At 40.5% G+C, this 22,496-nt stretch carries 21 protein-coding genes; 14 read left to right on the top strand and 7 right to left on the bottom strand.

Features of this window, described 5'->3' with window-relative positions:
* Positions 1 to 16 precede the first annotated feature (16 nt).
* The 4 genes from ML543_RS17020 to ML543_RS02650 all read left to right on the top strand — a co-directional run bounded on the left by ML543_RS17020 (position 17) and on the right by ML543_RS02650 (position 2,911).
* On the top strand, positions 17 to 1,273 hold the full coding sequence (locus ML543_RS17020; protein WP_243385589.1) for an ATP-binding protein: 1,257 nt from the start codon (positions 17 to 19) through the stop codon (positions 1,271 to 1,273).
* A 59-nt stretch (positions 1,274 to 1,332) separates the two neighbouring features.
* A complete protein-coding gene (gene cbpA / locus ML543_RS02660) occupies positions 1,333 to 1,959 on the top strand; it encodes a cyclic di-AMP binding protein CbpA (protein WP_243385588.1) in 627 nt (208 codons plus the stop codon).
* Between the two features lie 392 nt (positions 1,960 to 2,351).
* Entirely contained in the window at positions 2,352 to 2,606 is a 255-nt protein-coding gene (locus ML543_RS02655) for a hypothetical protein (RefSeq protein WP_243385587.1), read from the top strand.
* Positions 2,607 to 2,731: 125 nt separating this feature from the next.
* Positions 2,732 to 2,911 carry a hypothetical protein gene (locus tag ML543_RS02650; RefSeq protein ID WP_243385586.1) on the top strand — a complete coding sequence of 60 codons (180 nt, stop codon included), beginning with the start codon at positions 2,732 to 2,734 and terminating at the stop codon, positions 2,909 to 2,911.
* Here ML543_RS02650 and ML543_RS02645 read toward each other — a convergent pair.
* A complete protein-coding gene (locus ML543_RS02645; RefSeq protein WP_243385585.1) occupies positions 2,908 to 4,179 on the bottom strand; it encodes a purine/pyrimidine permease in 1,272 nt (423 codons plus the stop codon). The genes ML543_RS02650 and ML543_RS02645 overlap by 4 nt on opposite strands.
* Before the next feature lie 187 nt (positions 4,180 to 4,366).
* Between ML543_RS02645 and ML543_RS02640 the strand changes: the two genes are divergently transcribed.
* On the top strand, positions 4,367 to 5,644 hold the full coding sequence (locus ML543_RS02640; protein WP_243385584.1) for a sensor histidine kinase: 1,278 nt from the start codon (positions 4,367 to 4,369) through the stop codon (positions 5,642 to 5,644).
* Between the two features lie 116 nt (positions 5,645 to 5,760).
* Here the strand turns inward: ML543_RS02640 and ML543_RS02635 are convergent, their stop codons facing one another.
* A complete protein-coding gene (locus tag ML543_RS02635) occupies positions 5,761 to 7,119 on the bottom strand; it encodes an MATE family efflux transporter (RefSeq protein ID WP_243385583.1) in 1,359 nt (452 codons plus the stop codon).
* Positions 7,120 to 7,236: 117 nt separating this feature from the next.
* Here ML543_RS02635 and ML543_RS02630 point away from each other — a divergent pair, with 117 nt between their 5' ends.
* The gene (locus ML543_RS02630) at positions 7,237 to 8,103 is read left to right on the top strand and encodes an AraC family transcriptional regulator (RefSeq protein ID WP_243385582.1); all 867 of its coding nucleotides are present in this window, start codon (positions 7,237 to 7,239) and stop codon (positions 8,101 to 8,103) included.
* A 45-nt stretch (positions 8,104 to 8,148) separates the two neighbouring features.
* Here the strand turns inward: ML543_RS02630 and ML543_RS02625 are convergent, their stop codons facing one another.
* Positions 8,149 to 9,894 carry an alpha-glycosidase gene (locus ML543_RS02625; RefSeq protein ID WP_243385581.1) on the bottom strand — a complete coding sequence of 582 codons (1,746 nt, stop codon included), beginning with the start codon at positions 9,892 to 9,894 and terminating at the stop codon, positions 8,149 to 8,151.
* A gap of 271 nt (positions 9,895 to 10,165) precedes the next feature.
* On the opposite strand from ML543_RS02625, the gene ML543_RS02620 reads away from it, so the two are divergent.
* The 7 genes from ML543_RS02620 (at position 10,166) to ML543_RS02585 (ending at position 17,357) form a co-directional block, all read left to right on the top strand.
* Positions 10,166 to 11,431 (top strand): sugar ABC transporter substrate-binding protein, encoded by a 1,266-nt coding sequence (locus tag ML543_RS02620; RefSeq protein WP_243385580.1) that lies wholly within the window; start codon positions 10,166 to 10,168, stop codon positions 11,429 to 11,431.
* Positions 11,432 to 11,534: 103 nt separating this feature from the next.
* Positions 11,535 to 12,854, top strand: a complete 1,320-nt coding sequence (locus ML543_RS02615) for a carbohydrate ABC transporter permease (protein ID WP_279326522.1) — start codon at positions 11,535 to 11,537, stop codon at positions 12,852 to 12,854.
* The gene (locus ML543_RS02610) at positions 12,854 to 13,696 is read left to right on the top strand and encodes a sugar ABC transporter permease (protein WP_243385579.1); all 843 of its coding nucleotides are present in this window, start codon (positions 12,854 to 12,856) and stop codon (positions 13,694 to 13,696) included. Before ML543_RS02615 ends, ML543_RS02610 begins: the two co-directional genes overlap by 1 nt.
* 825 nt (positions 13,697 to 14,521) lie before the next feature.
* Entirely contained in the window at positions 14,522 to 15,502 is a 981-nt protein-coding gene (locus tag ML543_RS02600) for a potassium channel family protein (protein ID WP_243385577.1), read from the top strand.
* Positions 15,503 to 15,590: 88 nt separating this feature from the next.
* Positions 15,591 to 15,899, top strand: coding sequence for a hypothetical protein (locus tag ML543_RS02595; RefSeq protein ID WP_243385576.1), 309 nt, complete (start codon positions 15,591 to 15,593; stop codon positions 15,897 to 15,899).
* Positions 15,900 to 15,913: 14 nt separating this feature from the next.
* Positions 15,914 to 16,240, top strand: coding sequence for an antibiotic biosynthesis monooxygenase family protein (locus ML543_RS02590; protein ID WP_243385575.1), 327 nt, complete (start codon positions 15,914 to 15,916; stop codon positions 16,238 to 16,240).
* A 163-nt stretch (positions 16,241 to 16,403) separates the two neighbouring features.
* Positions 16,404 to 17,357, top strand: coding sequence for a DUF2268 domain-containing putative Zn-dependent protease (locus ML543_RS02585; RefSeq protein WP_243385574.1), 954 nt, complete (start codon positions 16,404 to 16,406; stop codon positions 17,355 to 17,357).
* Positions 17,358 to 17,455: 98 nt separating this feature from the next.
* On the opposite strand, the gene ML543_RS02580 is transcribed toward ML543_RS02585, so the two are convergent.
* From ML543_RS02580 to nagA, 4 genes are read right to left on the bottom strand one after another with little or no spacing between them, the layout of a single operon-like run.
* Positions 17,456 to 18,181 (bottom strand): sugar isomerase domain-containing protein, encoded by a 726-nt coding sequence (locus tag ML543_RS02580; RefSeq protein ID WP_243385926.1) that lies wholly within the window; start codon positions 18,179 to 18,181, stop codon positions 17,456 to 17,458.
* A 23-nt stretch (positions 18,182 to 18,204) separates the two neighbouring features.
* A complete protein-coding gene (locus ML543_RS02575) occupies positions 18,205 to 18,927 on the bottom strand; it encodes a GntR family transcriptional regulator (RefSeq protein WP_243385573.1) in 723 nt (240 codons plus the stop codon).
* Entirely contained in the window at positions 18,928 to 19,680 is a 753-nt protein-coding gene (gene nagB / locus ML543_RS02570) for a glucosamine-6-phosphate deaminase (RefSeq protein WP_243385572.1), read from the bottom strand.
* Position 19,681: 1 nt separating this feature from the next.
* Positions 19,682 to 20,863, bottom strand: coding sequence for an N-acetylglucosamine-6-phosphate deacetylase (gene nagA / locus ML543_RS02565; protein ID WP_243385571.1), 1,182 nt, complete (start codon positions 20,861 to 20,863; stop codon positions 19,682 to 19,684).
* A gap of 199 nt (positions 20,864 to 21,062) precedes the next feature.
* Here nagA and nagE point away from each other — a divergent pair, with 199 nt between their 5' ends.
* Entirely contained in the window at positions 21,063 to 22,430 is a 1,368-nt protein-coding gene (gene nagE, locus ML543_RS02560; protein WP_243385570.1) for an N-acetylglucosamine-specific PTS transporter subunit IIBC, read from the top strand.
* Positions 22,431 to 22,496: the final 66 nt, after the last annotated feature.

Raw genomic sequence — 22,496 nt, 5'->3', positions numbered from 1 at the left:
AGGGGTGGTGGGTTGGGTGGACATTGCAACGAAAGAACTACTGAATAACATACTTTTTATTATTTTCCCTCTTTTATTTGTTCAAATCATCTATTCACCTGCGCGAACAAAAATGTTTGAGAAGATACGAATTTGGTTAATTCCACTTTTACCCGCTTCTTCAATCATTCTTTGTATGCTTTATCCGATTGCGGATTTACATGCGTTTGACTTCCGAACGATCCCTATCATTATTGCAGGGTTATATGGAGGTTTTCGTTTAAGCTTCATCTTGTTCGGAATTTATATGGTGTTTCAATTATTTTTTGTGACAGGTTTTGATTACTTTTTATCCTTTATGTTTAACCTCATTTTCTTTTCTTTCGTACCACTATTTTCAAAACGATTTATCCAGGCAACGATAACAATGAAATTAATAATTAGTATAGGAATGGCGTTTGCCGCATCAATTTTAAACCTATTGTTCGTTCGATGGAGATTAGGAGAGATGATTGACGACGGATTAGCTGCCGAATTTATAGCTGGTCATATGATGGTCATGATAATCGTTGTACTCCTGATCGAAATGATCGTACAAAATATATTCCTTGAACAGCGTTTAATTAAAGCAGAGAAAGTCGAAGTCGCGAGTCATTTAGCGGCCAGTATTTCCCACGAAATTCGCAACCCTTTGACGGCATCGAAAGGCTTCATGCAGCTTTTATATGAAGATGTTCCGAAGTCTCGACATGAGTATCTTAATATTGCCATTCAAGAATTGAATCAAGCTGAATCAGTCATTCGTAATTACTTAACCTTTGCAAAGCCGAGTTTAGAACGACCAGAAGCTATTTCTGTGACGGACATTGTTGAAACGGTAATTGGCATAGCCGAGCCATTAGCGGCGGAACATGAAGTGAAAATTAACTATGATCAGGCAAATTTATCGATTCATGTGCTAGGCGATCGAATTCGGCTACAACAAGCCCTTTTAAATATTGTGAAAAATGGGATTGAAGCGATGCCGAATGGAGGAGAACTGACGATTGACCTTCAGATGAAAGATTCAGTCGTTACGATTGAAGTCAAAGACACGGGCATTGGAATGAGTACGGAACAAATGAACCGATTAGGAGAGCCATACTTTTCGACAAAAGAAAAAGGTACAGGGCTTGGCATGATGGTTACGTATCGTATTATTCAAACGATGCAAGGGCAAATTATCGTAACGAGTGAAAAACAGAAAGGAACATCGTTCACCGTCGAAATCCCTGTACATGAACGAGCTTCTTAAAGAAGAGGAATTTTCGCTCACACTCGCGAAGTAATGACTAAACCATTTTATAAGAGGTGATGGGATTGTTAGTAAAAGGGAATTACATTCAGCGGGAAGAAGTTGTTTACGCCACAGAATCAATGACGTTAAAAGAAGCACTCCATTTGCTTTATGAATCCGGCTATCGTTGCATTCCGGTTTTAGACTCAGATGAAAAAACGTTTTTAGGAAATGTGTATAAAGTACATATTTTAGAAGAGGGAGAAGCAGCATACCATAAGCCTGTTCGTGAAATATTACGTGATCAGCAAGCCATTATTGAAGAAGAAAGTTCGTTTCTTGATATCTTTTTAACCATTCGTCGCCTTCCTTTTTTAGCAGTCGTCAACGAACATCAAGACTTTCTCGGTATTTTACCTCACTCCAAAGTCATTGACTTTTTAGAGGACTCTTTAGCCAACAAAAATGGAGGAGTCACCTTTACGCTTGCGACGAATGATTACGCTGGAGTACTCGCTAAAATTTTAAAAATCATAAATAAATACTCCTCGGTAAAAAGTGTACTGTCTCTAGACAGTGAAGCGCAAAACGTTCGCCGCATTATGGTCACCCTACCGAAAGGACTCGACTTCGAAAAAACGGAAAAAATAAAAGAAACGTTAGAAAAAAACGGCGTTCGGGTAGTGTACACGAATCATAAATAAAACAGAGAGAGTTTCGATTCTCTCTGTTTTTTGTTTTGGATTATCTTAAATGATTCGAATAAGGGTCATAAATTCCAAAAATCAACAAAATGCAGATAGAGAATATGAAAATACCTACTCCTATTAACATTTTTCCGATCCTCTTATCATTTTGTTTTATAGAAACGATTCCTAGAAATGTAAAAACGATGGATAACGGAATGAAAACCAGGCCTAATCCGATGTTCATTAAATCCTCCTTCAAAAAGAACTTATTTTCTTGGGCTATACAATATTTTACCATTATATTGAAAATGATAAATAGATCAATTGGTTTTTTGTGGTAATATTATGTGTGAGAATACGCTAACAGTAATAACTCACATTAATGGAAGTATGGAAGGGAGTAGGTCATGAGAGGAGTAGCGTGGATATTCATATTCATTTATTTAGCCGTAACAGTTTTATGGATTATGAATTCATCCATTTTATTTTCAGGTCTTGGTATAACTGTGTGGTTGATCTTAACATTAGCAGGATTTGTAGTAAGTAAGAAATTAAAAGAAACGCCGTTATCACAAAAAGGAATTCTATACTCTAGTTGTTTCATGGTTTTTTTATTCATTACGACAGGGGTTATTGAATGGGCTGTTTCGTCAATGCCATAAATCAGAAAAGCAGAAGGTCAATTCTTCTGCTTTTTCTTTTATGCTCACCCTCCCGATTTCCTCTCATACACTATAAAGACAAAACGAATGGCTTAAGTGGACGAGCAAAAAAGGAGAGGGTGTAAGTGAAAATTAAATTTGAGCATATATTTGCGTTTGCACTGCTAGCGGTTTTATCCGCTTCGCTATTTATCTTTCATGACAATCGAGATGTTGTCAATCAGTTAATTGTTGCTTTAGTAGGTGGTTTTAGTGCGATTACGGCCTACTTTTTTACAAAACATCGCCCAGGGGATGACGATTAATTCGATTTCGTTAATTGGTCGATGATGATGGCAACGACAGTCCCGAGTACGAGGCCGTTATTTAATAACGACGTAATCATCGGTGGGATGTTAGCAAAGGATTCTGATGAAACAAACATTGCACCGATTCCTGTGAAGAGGGCAATGCCGATGATGTATCGGGCTCGTTTTTGATCGGGCATTTTATCAAATTCTTCGAAAGCGAGCCCAATCATGCTAGCAAAGATTGAGAAAATGGCCGCATAACCGATCGGGGTTGGAAGTGCAGCAAAAAAGGCCGTGACAACAGGAAATAAACTAATCAAAATGATGAGGATGCTACCGAATATAAATGGGAGTCGCTTATAAATTGTCGTTGTTCCGATAAATCCAGCTGCCCCTGAAATTGGTACACAGCCAATAGCAGAAAAGACCCCGGCTAATAATTGGTTCACTCCTGTCATGAATCCCGCTTCACGGTAACGGTGCACGTTTTGTTGTCCGAACCGTGTCATCACTTGATTCACCACTTGGACACTCGCGATTAAATTGACTAATAATAGCAAAGTGATAAACACTGCAGTCATAATCATACCAGCATCAAAAATAGGAGGTCCAAAAGCAAGGATTTCTGGTAAGGCGACGATACCTTCTGTTTTTTCGATTGGTTTAGCTAAGCCGAATAACGCATACAAAATCCAACCAATACATAAGCTGATGAGAATCGCATACTGCTTGATTTTCTTCGGTCCTTTTTTTAAAAGCAAGAGCGTTAATAAAACGAGCAAAAAGCTGATCAACGTAATTGTTACGTCCACACTATTTTTTCGGTAGCCTACACCAAGCATTCCGTTTAAAAAGGAACCGCTCAATTGCGCTACGAGAAGAAGAAGATACACGCCTGTGACAACGGGGCTGAAAAGGGAAGAAATTTTGTCAATCCATCCGAATGCGCTAAGCAAAAGAAATAAACATCCACTGGCGATTATGCCCCCTTGAATGACTTGAAGGGTTACTTCCGTACTCGAAAACAAGGTCGGTCCTAAACTTGCGTAAATGACAAACACGCCCCACCACAATCCAGCCGGTCCTTCATTTATCGGGAGGCGATGACCGAAAAATACTTGCAGTATACATGATACGCCTAATATAAAAAGTGTACGCTGAATGAGGCCGGCTGTTTCAACCGGATCCATACCGAACGAGGCTGCAACAGCAATCGGCGTAACAATGGAGGAGGCAATAATAAAGACCATCCATTGAATAGCGGAAAATGTATGCTGTACCATAGGGAAACCTTCTTTCTAAATATCGTAATCTATCGTTCTTTGGAAAACATACCATAAATAGGAGGGAGGAACAACAGTCGATAGACGGATTAAATCCTCCCACGAATAAGCACGGAAACTCATTTCAACTACTTTCCTATGATGTATAATAGTAGAGAATATGTGAAAAGATTTCGAGGGATGCATAATGGAAATATTTAATCAAAATATGTTAAACAATTTGTTTTATATTTTAGTAAGTATTTTTGTGCTTTATTTTTTAGCTGATCATATGAAACTCTATCAAAAGAAGAAAATCTATCAGCGTACCGCAATGGTCATTTGTTTTAGCATTCCTTCATTTTTATGTATGCTTTTTCCGATTTTAATCGAACCGAATTGCATTCATGATTTTCGCCAAATTCCCTTTTTAATTGGGACTTTGTATGGAGGATGGGCCGTTGGTTTTCCATTATTAATCCTTTTATTAGCTTTTCGCTTTGCGATTTACGGATTTAATCTGATTACAGTTGCGGTGTATGTGTCAATGTTTATCGCTGCAGCAATGTATTCACGGAAGTTTCGAAAAATGACTCGCTCACACAAGTTGATCATGTCGACGGCTTTAATCTTTTTATTAGCGATTTGGTCGACGTTGATTGCGGTTGTGATTGCCGATTTTGAAATCACATACACATACGTCATTCATTTTATAGTTATCCCGCCGTTTGCTTTAATGCTTGTCGTGTATATTGTAGAAACGTTAAAGGATGCGGTCATCATGCGCTCGAAGCTGATGAAAGTCGAGAAAATGGAGGTCGTTAGTCAGCTAGCGGCCAGTATTTCGCATGAAGTGCGCAACCCACTTACAGTAGTTAAAGGGTTTGTTCAATTGTTAAATTCAAAATCGGTGACAGGGGAAATGCGTGAACAATATGTCTCACTTGCTTTAAGTGAACTGGACCGCGCGACGTCCATTATTGATGATTACTTAACATTTGCCAAACCAGCTCCTCAAAAAGTAGAGAAGATTGCGGTGGATGAAGAGTTGAAAAAAGTGATCGAGATGATGCGGCCGATTGCGAATAATCATTCTGTGCGCATAAATTGGACACTAACGCCAGCTGTAATTGAAGGATGCTCTCAACATGTGAAGCAAATCTTTTTAAACTTCATGAAAAATAGCATCGAGGCGATGGAAGATGGCGGAGATTTACGAATTGAAATGAATAACGACAAAGAAAAGGTCGAAATTTTTATTCAAGATACGGGCGTTGGCATGACGGAAGATCAAATCAATCGATTTGGTGAGCCGTATTTCAGTACGAAAGAGAAGGGGACAGGCTTAGGAACAATGGTCGCCTTAAGACTCATCCAGTCAATGAAGGGCTCGCTTCAAATTAAAAGCGTTCCACAAAAAGGAACGACGTTAATCGTCACATTTCCACTCGTAGAAACGAAAACGAAAATGAAACACGTATCATAATTAGGAAGATAAGTTCCTTAAACAGAAGGTGGCTACTCTAGCAGAAAACGTTCGCCACTATGAAGGTTAATAGATGAAAAAGGGGGCTGTACCGTTTGGACAGCCTCCTGTATTAGTTAGATCGCTTCGACTTTCTTTCCAACGAATGATTTGTTTATCCATACTCTTGATCGCCAACGCCATAGCATGATAAGACCACGCAGCCATTCATCGGCAATGAACGAAATCCAAACGCCGACCAATCCAAAGCCGAGGTGAATGCCGAACAAGTACGAAATTGTCACACTAATTCCCCACATCGATAAAATTCCCATATAAGTTGGGAATACGACATCTCCTGTTGCGCGAAGTGAATTGATAATAACTAAATTAAACGCTCGACCTGGTTCAAGAATAATGGTCAGAAAAATGAGTGTACTCCCCAGTGCGATAATGTCTTCGTTATCGGTAAAAATAGCGAGCAGTTGATGAGAGAAAATACTCATGACAACGGCAATCGCTACCGACGCCACCATGGCGATTTTTAAACTTTTCATGCAGCGTTCATACGCTTCTTCAAATTGTTTTGCTCCAACGAGATGTCCGACGATAATTTGCGTCCCTTGACTTAAAGCGATGCTAAAAAGAAAGATAAACATCATAATGTTTTGGGCATAAATTTTCGTCGTGATCGCTTCAGTTCCCATCATCGTGATGAAATAAAGAATGGCCATTTGTGATAAGTTGTACGCTAAATGCTCTCCAGCCGAAGGAATTCCAATTTTTAAAATATCGCGAAGATGCTTTAGCGGTAACGGGATGATGATGGACCAACTCCAACGAATGGAAATGCGCTTTTTTAAGAGGATAAACAAAATGATAAAACCGATGATGCGGCTAACGACAGTTGAAATTGCTACCCCTGTTACGCCTAATACCGGAATTCCGAACGGCCCGAAAATTAATAAATAGTTTCCGATGACATTTAAGACATTCATAAATATCGTAACGTACATCGTATCTTTCGTATATCCGTAACTACGTAAGACTGCCCCCATTGTCATAAACAAAGCTTGCACGAACGAAAAAACGCCGACGAGCTTTAAATACAAATTCGCTTCTCCAAATAACTCTACTGGAATGTTCATCATGTGAAGGAGAGGAGCACTTGCGAAAAAAACGACGAGACTTAACAATAAACTGAATAGGAAATTCGCGAAAATGGAAACGGTAGATACGTTGACAGCATCTGCTTGCTTATTTGCACCTAAGTATTGGGCAACTAAAATCGCCGTTCCCGTTGCGATAAACCCGAACATAACGATTAAGACGAACAATATTTGATTTGAAACCCCAACAGCGGCCACGGAGTGATCGGAATATTGACTTAGCATTAGTGTATCGGCATTCCCCATCACCATATGAAGTAAAATTTCGATGAAAATTGGCCATGTTAAGGCGAATAAATTCATGCGTTGATTCGGACGATGATTCATGCTGTTTCACTCCCTTACCTGTTACAAACTATTACAAGTTTAAGCAGGAACCCGTATAATGAAAATAGATAAAAACGACTGAACATGTAAAATTCCGACTTCATTGGAGGAGAAATTATGAGCTTGGTATCCTTTACAGTCCCTCCGTTTCCAACCTTCATAAAAGGGGGGGAGGCGGTATTTCGAAAAGGGACGAAACATTTTCGCCGAACTTTTTCTGTATTTGACCTTTTATATGTTAAGTCAGGAGAGTTGTACATTACAGAAGAAGAACAAGCATACACGATACAAAAAGGCGAGTACGTCCTTTTAGTACCAGGCCGTGAGCATTTTGGGCATCGCCTATGCGAAGTAGATACATCGATTTATTGGTTGCATTTTTTGCTACATGAAGAATTTGAGATGGTGACAAAAAGCGGGATCTCGTGGTCCTCAATGGTAAAAGAGGAAGGGACGTTCGTCAAGCCAACGACGTACGAATTTCAAATCCCGCAACACGGAAAAATGGAGCAAGTCGCCTACTTTGAACATCTTTTTCACAATCTCGTGCAGCTAAATGAACAGCAAACGCCCGATGCTTCTTTGCACCAGCAGTTTTTCTTTCAAGAGCTGCTCATGCTTTTGCAAAAAGAAGCGATGCGCATTCCGACAGCAACCGAGCGAGTATGTGAAGCTGCCTTACGATACATTCGCGAGCATTACAAAGAAGAAATGAAAATGGAGGACTTAGCACGTGAACTTCATTTTCATCCTGATTACATTACACGATGCGTGCAAAAAACGATTGGTATTAGCCCAATTCGTTATGCGAACAAATACCGTGTCTCGCAAGCGAAGCATTTACTTTCTACGACGAATTATCGGATAAAAGCAATTGCAAAGGATGTCGGGATTGAAGATTACGCCTATTTTTCAAAGTTATTTAAAAGCATTGAAGGAATAAGCCCAGATGAGTACCGAAAATATGTGCACCGAAAAGCTTAGCATATAAAAAGCCAGCCTCTTAGTAACGAAGCTGGCTTCCTATCATTATTTTTCGCGAATGAAGATTTTGAATCCGAGTGGCTCGACGGTTACTGTTTCCATTGCAGAAACGACTTCATCTGTCCATAAATCGCGTAACGGTCTTTGATTGTTAAGGGACAAATGGAGTGCTTTGTCACGATTATTTAGTATAAAGAGAATGCGCTCATCTCCCGCTTCCTTTTCATACACGATGTAATTTTGCTCGTCATTCGTTTCTACCCATTTAAGCTCCGTGCTCGTAAACGCTTTGTATTCTTTTCGAAGTTGAATTAGCTTTTGAATGTGGCGGAAAAGGTCTCGATCTTGCTTTTCTTCTTCCCAGACCATACATTTTCGGCAGCCAGGGTCATGGTCGCCAGTTAGGCCGATTTCATCTCCGTAATAAATACAAGGGGTTCCGCTATAGGAAAACTGGAACACGTAATGCAATTTTGCCTTTCGTTTGTTGCCGTTACATAAGGTTAAAATGCGCGGTGTATCATGGCTATCAAGCAAGTTAAAGGCGACTTCATGAACCGGCTTTGGATACATGTGATCAATCGTAGTGAGTGTATGACGGAAAGAAGTTGGCGTAATAGCCTCTTTCGCAAAATAATTGATGACCGCATTTGTAAACGGATAATTCATCACCGCATCAAATTGATCCCCTAATAGCCACGGCATCGAATCGTGCCAGATCTCACCTAAAATATAAACATCCGGATTTATTTCCTTTACCGCTTGGCGAAACTCGCGCCAAAATTGATGATCGACTTCATTCGCAACATCAAGTCGCCAGCCGTCAATGTTAAATTCTCTAACCCAATAACGTCCAACTTCTAATAAGTATTCACGTACTTCTTTGTTTTCCGTATTGAATTTCGGCATAAATGGCGTTAACGCAAAGGTATCATAATTAGGCATCGGTTCGGTTTGAACCGGATATTCATGAATGTGGAACCAGTCTTTATACTTTGATTTTTCTCCGTTTTCCAGTACGTCCTGGAATGGAGGGAAGTAGTAGCCACAATGGTTAAAGACCGCATCTAGCATGACTTTAATTCCTTTTTCATGACAAGCATTGACGAGCTTTCGAAACGTTTCTTTATCCCCAAATTGCGGGTCAATTTCCATGTAATCAATCGTATCGTACTTATGATTTGAATGCGCTTTAAAAATAGGGGTGAAATAAATACCTGTAATCCCTAGGTCGACAAGATGGTCTAAATGTTCAATGATTCCTTCGAAGTCTCCACCGAAAAAGTTGGTTGGTGATGGCTCTTCGCTGCCCCACGGCAGTGCACCTTTTGGATTGATGCTTTCGTCTCCGTTTGCAAAGCGCTCAGGGAAGATTTGGTACCAAACAGTATCTTTGACCCATTCGGGCGCATGAAAGCTATCGATTTTATGTACAAATGGAAAACAAAAATAATAAGCAGTATCATCAAGTGGTGCATCGTCAAAAAATCCTTTTTCTGTATAAACGACGGTTTCTTCTTCATTTTGCAGTTGAAAACCGTAACGAAGTCTTCTTAATGGAGGAGCAATTTCTATAAACCAGTAATCAAACCATTCGTCAGTCCCGCTTTTTTTCATGTCACTGAATGAAGGTTGCCACGCTTTGTCTTTCCAATTATATGGATCGCCATGAATGAGGGATACTTTTTCAACATCGTCCTTTTTTGTTCGTAAGCGGATGTGCAAAGTCTTTTCATCGTAGGCGTAAGCGAATTCATTTTTCGGGCGATGGTAAATGGCTTCCTTTTGCATAAGCTAACACTCCTTTTGTGCAATCGTCTGCATTTTTTCTTTAGCGTATGGGAAAAAAAGTGAAGTGTCAACACGATAGAAGATTAAAAATGAATGAAAAACATAAATTCATAGAGTTTTCTAAAAAATAGTTGTCAAAGTTTGAAATTGAATTTATAATAAAAGTACAAGTCGTGCAAACGTTTTCACCAAAGTTGTACTGGTTCTCTTTTTTTATGATTACTGCAAACGTTTGCGCAAATTATTTTATCGTTTCATAGGAGGTCAATCGATGAAAAAGTTTTTATCCATTTTCATGATTGTTGTGCTCGGGTTATCGTTATTAACCGCATGCGGACCGAAACGCGATGCAGAACAAACAGCAAATGAAGGAGAAGGTAACTCTACTGAAATGCCGGAGAAGCTTGTTGTTTGGGTCAATGATGATGAGAAGCAAAAAGAAGCGTTAACAACTATTTTTGAAAAGTACACAGAACAAACAGGCATTGAAATTGAAGCGGTTGCCGTGAATATGTTAGACCAAACGAAAAGCCTTGCGTTAGATGGTCCAGCTGGAAACGGACCAGATGTATTCTTCCAGCCGCATGACCGAATTGGCGATGTTGTCCTTCAAGGATTAGCAGAACCGATTGACTTAGGAGAGGCTGAAAAAGAATATAGCGAAACAGCGATCAATGCGGTTACATATGATGGCGAAATTTACGGAGTGCCGCAAGTCGTTGAGACGTACGGTTTATTTTACAATAAAGATTTAGTATCTGAAGCTCCAACGACAATGGACGAGCTAATGGCTATTGCAAAAGAGCAGACAGACGCATCTGCTGATAAATACGGCTTCTTAATGGAAGCAGCCAACTTCTATTTCGTCTACCCATTCTTTGCTGGTTACGGCGGTTATGTATTTGACAAAGCAGACGGCGCGTACGATGTAAGCAATATCGGTTTAGCGAACGAGGGCGCTGTAAAGGGTGGCGAACTGATCCAATCTTGGTTTAAAGAAGGATACATTCCGAAAGAGATTACAAATGACATTATGAATGGTTTATTCTCTGAAGGAAAAGTAGGCACAGTTATTACAGGACCTTGGAACATTCCAACGTATCGTGATGCATTAGGCGACAAGCTTGGAACTGCTCCACTTCCGTTATTAGATAACGGTGAACATCCGAAGTCATTTGTTGGAGTTAAATCATGGATGCTTTCTTCCTTCTCTGATCATAAAGAGTGGGCTATTGACTTCATGAAATTTATTACAGATTACGAGAATTCTATGCACTACTACGAAGTAGCTGGAGAAATGCCAGCGAACGAAGCAGCGTTAACGGATGAAAAAATTACGAATGATCCGTTAATGGCAGGTTTCGCAGAACAAATTCAATACGGTGAGCCAATGCCAAGTACTCCTCAAATGTCTCAAGTTTGGGACCCAATGGGGAACGCACTTCAGTTCTTAGCAGATGGGGACGATGTGAAATCAGTATTGGAAGAAGCTGTTCAAACAATTCAAGATAACATCGCAGCAAGCGGTGCACAATAATTATAGGAAGTAAAAAATTAGGAGGAGGTGGATAGGGCATGAAGCTGCTATCCACTTCTTCTTTCATCAAGCTTAAGGCGGTGATAGTATGGGAGAACCCGCAATGAAAAATGATAACCATCAAGATGTTTTACAATCAAGAAAACGAATCAATCCAAAAAAGCATAATCCGAATGTCGCCACCTTCCTGTCCATTTTGTTCGCAGGACTTGGCCAAATGTACAATCGCCGATTTGGGAAAGGGATTTTATTTTTCATCATTGAAGCAGCCTTCCTCATTTCGTTTTACGACTTTTTAAATATCGGATTATGGGGACTTTTTACACTCGGTGAAATACCGAAAATTGACCACTCGATCTTCTTACTCGTTCAAGGGTTAGTTTCGGTCATCTTAATAGCATTTGCCATCGTTTTATATTATTTCAACGTCGTCGATGCAAGACGGGAAGCAAAGCGCCTTCAAGCGGGCGAAAAGCTACCGACTTTGGTCGAATCAGTTAAAAATACGTGGGACAATAGTTTTCCGTATATTTTAATTACACCAGGGCTTGTATTGCTCATTTTTATCGTCATTTTGCCGTTGTTATTCATGGTTTCATTAGCATTTACGGACTACAATTTATACAATTCCCCACCTCGTAACCTATTAAACTGGGTCGGCTTTGAAAACTTCAAAAACTTAGCGTCCGTTCCGATTTGGCAAAACACATTCATTAGTGTGTTCTCGTGGACAATCGTTTGGACGGTTGTGGCAACGACGTCTCAAATTGCACTTGGCTTATTTTTAGCCCTATTAGTCAACGACCCACGCATTAAGTTTAAACGATTTATTCGGACTATTTTAATTTTACCGTGGGCTGTACCTGCGTTCGTTACAATCTTAGTCTTTGCGGCTATGTTTAACGACAAATTCGGTGCAATTAACCGAGATATTTTAAGTCAATTTGGGGTCATGATTCCGTGGCTGACTGATCCGTTCTGGGCGAAGGTTGCACTCATTTTAATTCAGACGTGGCTCGGATTCCCGTTTGTCTTCGCGTTATTTACCGGGGTCCTACAAAGTATTTCAAAAGACTGGTATGAAGCAGCTGACATTGACGGCGCATCTCGCTTCCAAAAATTCCGTCATATTACATTTCCGCATGTTTTGTATGCGACAGCACCGTTACTCATCATGCAATATGCCGGAAACTTCAACAACTTTAACATTATTTATCTTTTCAACGACGGTGGTCCTGCTGTTCGTGGTCAAAACGCAGGTGGAACAGATATCCTTATTTCGTGGGTGTACGACCTTATTTTTACAACGAACAACTACAACATGGCTGCGGCCATTACGATCATCATCGGACTACTCGTAACGGGATTTGCCATCTTCCAATTCCGTCGCACGCGTTCCTTTAAAGAGGAGGGGAACATCTAATGAATGTCAAATTAAAATCTCGATTAGAAGTTTCATTTATTTACTTATTCATTGCGTTTATGTTCGTCATCATTGCCTATCCACTCCTTTGGACAATCGGCATGTCGCTCAATCCAGGAACAAGCCTATATTCGGCGAAGCTCATTCCTGAAAACGCCTCACTGGAACATTACAAATGGCTATTCACAAGTCCACAAAGTGACTATTTAATCTGGTACAAAAACAGCTTAATTGTCGCATTAGCCAACAGCGTGCTATCGGTCTTTTTCACCGCGCTCATCGCGTACGCCTTTTCGCGCTACCACTTCGTTGGGCGAAAATACGGCTTATACACATTCTTAATCTTGCAAATGTTCCCTGCGTTAATGGCGATGGTGGCCCTCTACATCTTATTAAACATGCTTGGGCTACTCGACTCATTAACAGGCTTAATCATCGTCTACGTCGGAGGACAAATCCCATTTAACGCGTGGCTCGTAAAAGGCTACTTCGACACCATTCCGAAAGAACTCGATGAAGCAGCACGCATCGACGGAGCAGGACACTTAGGCGTCTTTTTCAAAATCATGCTCCCACTTGCCAAGCCAATACTAGCCGTCGTGGCCCTCTTTAACTTCATGGCGCCATTTACGGACTTCATCTTGCCAAGTATCTTACTAAGAAGCCCAGAAAAATTCACACTAGCACTCGGCTTATTCAACTTTATCAACGACCAATTCGCCAACAACTTCACGCGATTCGCGGCCGGAAGCATTCTAATCGCCGTCCCAATCGCCGCCGTCTTCCTCTTCCTCCAGCGCTACCTCATCTCAGGCCTAACAGCCGGAGGAACAAAAGGATAAGAAAAACCCAGCACATGCTGGGTTTTTTCTTTATAGTAGATGGCGAGGAAGGAGATCCGCGTATAGGTGTGAGATCCGCGCACATAGAGAGAAGAGTCCGCGCATAGGAGATTGGAATCCGCGCATAGGTGAGAGGTGGGCGCGCATAGGTGTGAGGTGGGCGCGCATAGGGAAGAAGAGTCCGCGCATAGGTGTGAGATTCGCGCGCATAGGTGTGAGATTCGCGCGCATAGAGGAGTGGAATCCGCGCATAGGTGTGAGGTGGGAGCGCATAGGGAAGAAGAGTCCGCGCATAGGGGAGTGAAATCCGCGCATAGAGGAAGAGCAGTGCGCATAGAGGGTCTGAAGTCGCGCATAGGTGTGAGATCCGCGCGCATAGGGGAGTGAAATCCGCGCATAGAGGAGAAGAGTCCGCGCATAGGGAAGAGTAGTGCGCGCATTGAGGAGAACAGTCCGCCCACAGGAGAGTGCCCCCCGCACATAGAGAGTCCTCACTCACGAATCGAAAACTAGAGTACAAGAAAGATCCATCTATTAAAATCATTCCTTTTCTTAAGTCGTAACTACTTGTCTAATAAAGTACCAACCATTTCTAGTAAAATTTTTCCTCGATTATTATAATGAAAGTAGTAAAGAAAAAGTTAGGGTGTCGTTTATGGAGAAAGTGAACTGTTTTCAATGTAAATATTTTTACGTAACGTGGGATCCAGCACATCCGAGAGGGTGTAAGGCTTATCAAATGAAGTCGAAGGCAATACCGTCCGTTGTTGTACTACGTGCATCAGGTCAACCTTGTCTAAAATTCAAAAGGAAATCAGAATAATTATGAATGTTTTCAAGCATTTAAAGCTTAGTGTAACGTTAATGGTTCTAGTCGCGCTGATTGGATCGGTCGGATTTAAGATATTTGAAAAAATCTCCTTTTTTGATGCGTTTTGGCTCACGGTGATTACGGTTTTAACGGTTGGGTACGGCGATGCGGTCCCTCTTACATTTGAAGGGAAAGTATTTGCACTATTAATCATTCCCATTAGTATTGGTATCGTCACTTATGTCATCGGATCCGTCACAGCTATAATCATTGAAGGTGAATTTTCACAAGCAGTAAGGAGACGAAAGATGGAAAAAGAAATTGATAAGATGAACAATCATATGATCATTTGTGGTGTAGGCCGTGTTGGGGAACAAGTTATGCTTGAACTTCAAGAAAGGGGCATACAAACCGTTATCATTGAACAAAATGAACAAGCCGTCACAGACAATCATCATCATATTATTGGTGATGCAACAGACGAGGAAGTGTTAATAAAAGCGGGGATTACAAGAGCATCGGGGCTTATTACGACCTTGCCGAATGATGCCGAAAATGTATTCATCACAATGACAGCGCGAGAACTGAATAACATCATGACAATCGTTGCAAGGGCTGAAAAGAAATCGACCGAAGAAAAATTAATGCGTGCAGGGGCAGATCGCGTCATAACTCCTCACACGATTAGCGGTAAGCAAATGGTGCTATCGCTTTTAAAACCAAAAAGTGTGGATTACGTAGACATGATGCTCCATGTCGGAACGAAAGATTACGGATTTGAAGAAATTACATTATCAAAAACATCCCCAATTGTCGGTCAAACGTTAAAAGAAGCAAAAGTTCGTACCAACTTCGGAGTGACTGTTGTAGCGGTATTAAAGGAAAATGACATGATAACCAATCCAAGTGCTGATACGAAACTTTGTGAAAACGATAGAATCATAGTCTTCGGGTCGAATGAGGAACTACAAATGATTGAACAAGTCATCACATGAAGGAGATATTAAATGAAGAAAAACAGAATGAGAACTTCTTTGTTATTTTCCTAGTTTTCAATGCGTTCGTAGTGGAATCTCGATTTATATGAGAATGTACGTCCCAGCACTTCCTGTTCGTTCTGTATCAAAGTATGAAGTGTTAAATCAGGTCAAGGCTACTTCTCGCGGAATGGTCAAAATTACTGAAGAAAACGGTTATCAATGGTACATATGTGAGATGGATGAAGGAAAGGCATACGATCATCTGAAAAAATGGATGAAGAATAGAGGGTGGACTTTTAAAGAACAAATCGGTTCAGGATTCCTTTTTCAACGTGAACAAGGAGAAATAATCATTCATAGTGAAATGTGGACCCAAAACTATGTCTTATTTCATTTTCCAAGTGGAATTTGAATGGAGGGAAACTAATGGAGAGAATTGCAAAAACACCTCAACCACCCTACTATGCAGTAATATTTACGTCCCAGCGAACAAATGGAGATCATGGCTACGCAAAGATGGCAAATGAAATGATTAAACTAGCATCTCAACAAGAAGGTTTCTTAGGAATAGAAAGTGCACGAGACTCGGAAGTTGGCATAACAGTTTCATACTGGGATTCACTTGAATCGATAAACAAATGGAAGAACCATTCAGCTCATAAAATTGCACAAGAAAGAGGAAAAGCTGAATGGTATCAATCATTCTCTTTACGTATTTGTAAAGTGGAGAGAGATGATCTATTTGAAAAGTGATATAAAACATATGTGTCGAAGTAGAATTAGCGTAAATTCCGTATTGTTAAAGCAGGAAACATGAACCAATTATCCCTAAAAAGCTCTTGTTTACTGTTTAGATAGCATCCCTTATCTAAATCTTAGAACTCATACTAACTAATTGGAATGGGGAGGGAATTTGATGAGAATGGTGTTTGTGGCAGTCTCTATATTACTAGTTTTGACTGGATGTCAGAAATTTGAATCAAATGAGAATCAAGAGGATAATACGATTACTCAAGAATTTTTATTAAACCATTCAGATAAGCAGCAAAAATTTAAAATAATTTCTGCTTATAAGTTGATTCCTAATTACATTAACGAAGTAGAAAAGCAAAAAGTTGATAATGAAGAGGATTATATTAAATTATTTCATAACGAAGTAATAGCCCCAGTGTGGGAAGACTGTTTTGAAAATGGAGAATACATAGCAATAATGGATTATTATTTAAATCACCCAAAAAAGGACATAGAAAAATTGAAGAAACTTAGTAAAAACATGTCCGAGGAAGATATGGAGAAAGAAGTAAAGCATGCGTTAGAAAAGTCTGCGAAATTATTAAACGGTCCAGATACCAATGTGTGCATATTTCCCTCTATATCTCACCAAGATCCCGCAAAAGCAGTGAACGTAGGTAAAGGGAAAATCACAGTTTTATATAAAGAAACATCATTCAAATCAAAGCTTGATTTAGCTAGTACAATTGCTCATGAATATCATCATAGTGTATGGACCGATAAGTATTATGACTTTGCAATAAACGAAACAACTTTGATTGATGTAATAATGTTTGAGGGGAAGGCAGAGACCTTTAAAAAAATGGTATACCCAGAGGCAGAGGTACCTGAAATTGAAAAAGGTAAAGAAGAATATTATTGGGAACGACTAAAGGATTCACTAAACTCTACGGATCCTTCATTTATTAATAAAGTAATGATAGGAGGGGGAGGTACCTACCCATTTTTATATGGCTATGGATTAGGATACAGAATACTGGATGAATTGCTGGATAATAACGATATGACTGTGGAGGAATGGACTGAAATGGAGCCAGAAAATATTATTCAACAAAGCAATTTTGAAAGCAATTTTTAAGGTTCATTTGTTAAAGTGCGAAATAAAATCTAATTTAAAAAGAACTATATAATAACCGAAAGCCTATGTCACAAATGACTTTTGGCTTTCGGTTTTTTTTAAAAGTGTGGAATACGGTTCCGGTATCTTTCAATAAGTTTTCGGTTGTGTTCGTCCGCACCATCGAGGTTTCCGCTTTGAAAGACCGGTGGGGTATGCCCATTTTTAGCTAAAAGGGAGATGGTTTCTGAAATGATACTTCCGACGATTGCTGTTCCAATCACTGTGGAGGCTGGGGCGTATTGAATGTTAAGCGGATCGTGCTTCATGAGACCATCTCCGACGGGAATGTGCGTGTCAATGACGTGGTCGACGACTTCGTGTAAATACATACCTTTCGGGTGCCTTGAGGCTTGAGCTTTTGCATACGTTGTCGATGTAAGGCCAATCGTGTAGGCGCCTCTTTTTTTCGCTAATTCTGCTACTTGGATGGGAGCGGGGTTTCGGCCCGAAGCAGAAGTAATGAAAAATACGTCGTGTGGCTCAATTGTGACATTCGTTAATATATCCTCTGCTAGTCCACTTGTTCGTTCGAGTGTCGATGAGCGCTCTGCCCCTTTATGCAGCATTAAATCTTCATAAAATATCGGGTTAATGGGAGCGAGTCCACCCGCGCGGTAAAACAATTCTTCACCGATTATATGGGAGTGACCGCACCCAAAGACGTGGATGATGCCATCGTTTACAAGGCAGTTGGCTAGCTTTTCAGCAGCCGTTTGAATGGATGCTTGTTCGTTTTCTTCAACGGTTTGCAAAAGCTTGTGAATTTCCTGAAAGTATTTCATCACGTGTTAGCCTCCAAGGAAGATTATCGTTTCAAGTCGATCATGAATTTATATCGATCGCCACGATATAAAGAATAGACGACTTCTAGTGGCGTACCGTTCTCAAGCTTTGTTAAGCGCTGAATCCCGAGTAATGCGGCTCCGACGTCAACATGTAAGAAATCAGCATCTTCTTCACTAGCAATCGTCGCTTCAAGTGTTTGGGTCGCAGTGCCAATTGAAAACTGTAGCGTACGTTCAATGTATTCGTAAAGTGAATGTTCGACAATGTCCTCTGTTAAGCCTTTTACAAGGTTGGCCGATAAGTATGACCGCTCGATCGCCATTGGGGAATCGTCCGCTAAACGTACGCGTAATATTTCATAAATTGGGCTATGTTCGGGAATTTCAAGCTTTTCACAAATGTTTTTAGGTCCGGGGATTAAATGAAAAGTGATGAGTTGGTTGCTCGGTGTTAATCCTCGTTGTTTCATATCTTCTGTGAAGCTCGTCAGCCCCGAGAGCGATTGTTCAATTTTCTGATTTGCAACGAACGTTCCTCTTCCTTTTTGGCGAACGAGATAGCCTTCGTTAACAAGGTTTGTAAAGGCTTGGCGAACGGTCATTCGACTGACGCCGAGACTTTCCGCGTATTCGCGTTCAGACGGAAGCATGTCCCCCGGTCGCAATTCGTTTTGTTCAATACTTGATTTAATGTATTCCTCGATTTGAAAATAAATCGGGACAGGGGAGTTTTTGTCAATCATTTAGGTTGCTCCTTTCCCACTCAATACATATCCGCTCGGTAAAGCTTGTTTGTCCACAAAAATTATAACATTCGGGTGAAGGTTCAGGATAGAAGCAGGAAAAAGTTCTGTCACTTCCCCACCTTGTAATGTTTCCATTGCTTGTCGCTTCGTAGAACCGGAAGCTAATAAAATAATTTCCTTACTTCTCATAATGGACTTAATTCCCATCGTAATGGCTTGCTTTGGCACTTCGTTCATCGAAGGGAAGTAACGGGCATTCGCTTCACGAGTAGAAGGTGTTAAGTTAACGATATGCGTTGTTGAAGAAAAGGACGTACCAGGCTCATTAAATCCGATATGCCCGTTTTCACCAATCCCTAAAATTTGTAAATCAATGCCTCCTGCTTCTTGAATGGAACGTTCATATCGTTCACATTCCATTGTTAAGTCGTCCGCCATTCCGTTTGGAAGGTGTATTTTTTCAGCGCGAATATCAAGGTGTTGGAACAATTGCTGTTGCATATAGGTGTGATAGCTATTCGGATGATTCTTTTCTAATCCGATGTATTCATCTAAGTTAAACGTGGTAATGTTTTCGTAGGAAGTTCCATTTTGTTTATGATCCTCAATTAACTGGTCATATAAACCGATTGGGGTTCCACCCGTTGCGAACCCGATGGTCATTGGTCGGTTTTGTTTCATTTTTTGAATTAAATAGCGGGCTGCCTTTTGGCTCATTTCTTCATAATTTTCGACGTAGACGAATTTCATTCTAAAATTCCTCCTTTTGATAGGCAATTTTCCCTTTGCAGATGGTCATGAAAACATCGTTTTGTTCATCTAAAATGACGATGTCGGCATCTTTTCCTTCTTTTAAGCTTCCGATTTGGTGAAAGAGACCGAGCTGTTTCGCTGGATTCACGGAGCTCATCACGATGCTTTCTTCTAAGGTGCATTCGGTGTATTTCATCATGTTTAAAACCGCGTCGTTCATTGTTAAAACACTGCCGGCAAGTGTCCCATCAAAAAGGCGAGCTTCTCCATCTTGAACGGAAACCGTTTGACCTCCTAATTCATACGTTCCATTTCGTAAGCATTTTGCACGCATTGAATCCGTGATGAGAATGATCTTGTCACTTGATTTTACTTGATACGTTAAGTTGAGCATTTCTGGGTGGACGTGAATGCCATCGGCAATTACTTCTACCTTCAGCTCGTCTCGCAACAAGGCCGTACCTGCTGTTCCTGGGTCTCGGTGGTGAAGTCCTCGCATTCCGTTGAATAGATGGGTGACATGGGTTGCACCTGCTTGAATCGCCTTGGTCACTTCTTCATTTGTGGCGTTTGTGTGACCGATGGAGGCGACAACACCGTTATTCTGTAGGTGTCGGATAAATTCAAGGCCGCCTCGTAATTCAGGAGCAACGGTGACAAGCTTAATCCGTCCGTCAGCGACTCTTTGCCAATGATCAAATAACGAAAGGGAAGGGTCGAGTAAATGTTCGGAAGGTTGTGCCCCGGTCTTCTCTGGATTTAAAAAAGGACCTTCTAAATGAATGCCGAGGATGTCCGCTTGTGGAACGTTTTTTTTCTTTTTGATATATGAAGCGACGTTGCTAACGGCGTCCTCGATCGCTTTTGTTGATTGCGTCATCGTAGTCGCTAGGAAACTAGTTGTTCCCTCTTTTGGAAGGGAAGTGGCCATCGTTTCTAGCGCATCATGCGTCGCATCCATTACATCGGCGCCGTTTGCCCCATGTATATGAACATCAATTCTTCCAGGGATAACTTTATAAGTAGAAGGAAGATGGACGATCTTACCGTGTTGAAAGGGGAGGGGCGAATCATATTCCCCTATATGCTCGATTTGTCCGTTTCGAATAGAGAGAAATCCGTTTTCTATAACGTCTTTTTCTCCGTAAATGGTGGCGTGAAGTAATGCAATCTTCTCCATTTGTGAATTCTCCTTTATTTCTTTCTACGTTTAGTGTACCACTTATTAATTATAGATGTCTATACCACTTAACCGTAAATTTAGTTATTATTTGAGGTATAAATAATAAAATGGTATAGACAACTATATTAATTTGGTGTTAAGATTTGATTACAAGAAAAATGAACCGCTTTCAAAAGTGGGAAAAGGGGGATTCTTGATGTTAGCCTTTTTACAAAGGATAGGAAAAGCGTTAATGCTTCCCATTGCTGTATTACCTGCGGCGGGGTTGTTATTGCGTTTAGGTCAGCCGGATTTATTAAACATTCCATTTATCGCAGCTGCGGGAAATGCTGTATTCGCCAATCTTGCCCTTATTTTTGCGATTGGTGTTGCGATTGGATTTTCAAAAGATAGCAATGGAGCAGCAGGGCTTGCAGGGGCGATTGGGTACTTCGTATTAACAGAAGGAACGAAAGCAATTGATGACACGATTAATATGTCTGTTTTAGGTGGAATATTAGCAGGTGTTATCGCGGGATTATTGTACAATCGATTTCATGATTTAAAGCTACCTGATTGGCTCGGGTTCTTTTCAGGTCGCCGATTTGTACCGATTGTTACAGCTGCTACGATGGTGTTGTTAGCCGGATTATTCGGGTACGTCTGGCCACCGATTCAAGCAGGAATTAATGGACTTGGAGAATGGATTATTGGAGCAGGGGCATTTGGAGTCGGAGTATTTGGCTTTTTAAATCGATTGTTAATTCCAATTGGGTTGCACCATGTCCTTAACACGTTTTTATGGTTTGTGTTTGGGGAATACAATGGAGCAACGGGAGATATTAGTCGTTTCTTTGCAGGAGATCCATCCGCTGGTATATTCCAAGCTGGATTTTTCCCAATCATGATGTTTGGGTTACCTGCGGCGACGCTCGCCATGATTGTAACAGCGAAAAAAGAGAAACGAGCGCAAGTAACTGGAATGCTCTTAAGCTTAGCTTTAACTTCTTTTTTAACTGGGATTACAGAGCCAATTGAATTTTCGTTTATGTTTTTATCACCCGTGTTATACGTAGTGCATGCACTCTTAACTGGTAGTTCAATGGCTATCGCCTATATGTTAGAAATTCGTCATGGATTTAGCTTCTCAGCAGGTGCCATTGACTTTTTCTTGAATTTCGGCATTGCAACAAAGCCACTCTTACTTCTTGGTGTCGGAGTTGTTTATGGAATCATTTATTTTGTTGTGTTTACGTTTTTAATTAAGACGTTAAATTTAAAAACACCTGGCCGAGAGGATGAGGAAGAGAGTGTAGAGGCAGTTGGCAGTGAAAAGTCCGATCGTTATGAGAACATGGCGAAGTCTTTTATGGACTATTTAGGAGGAGAATCAAACATCATCTCCATTGAGAACTGTACGACGAGATTGCGTCTTCAAGTGAAAGAGATGAGCAAAGTGAATGAAGCAGCGCTCAAACAAAGTGGGGCCAAAGGTGTAATCAAAGTGAATCAGACGAATGTTCAAGTCATTGTTGGCACCGATGTAGAATTTGTTGCAGATAAAATGAGAAAGCTAAAACTGTAAGGGGATAAAGGTCTGTTCCAAATTGCAAAGTATTTAACATTTCATTTAGCACTTATAAACGCTTGG

Source organism: Bacillus kexueae (assembly GCF_022809095.1).
GTDB lineage: Bacteria > Bacillota > Bacilli > Bacillales > Aeribacillaceae > Bacillus_BZ > Bacillus_BZ kexueae.
The sequence above is the reverse complement of the archived record's forward strand: the minus strand, read 5'-3'. Positions and strand labels throughout refer to the sequence as shown.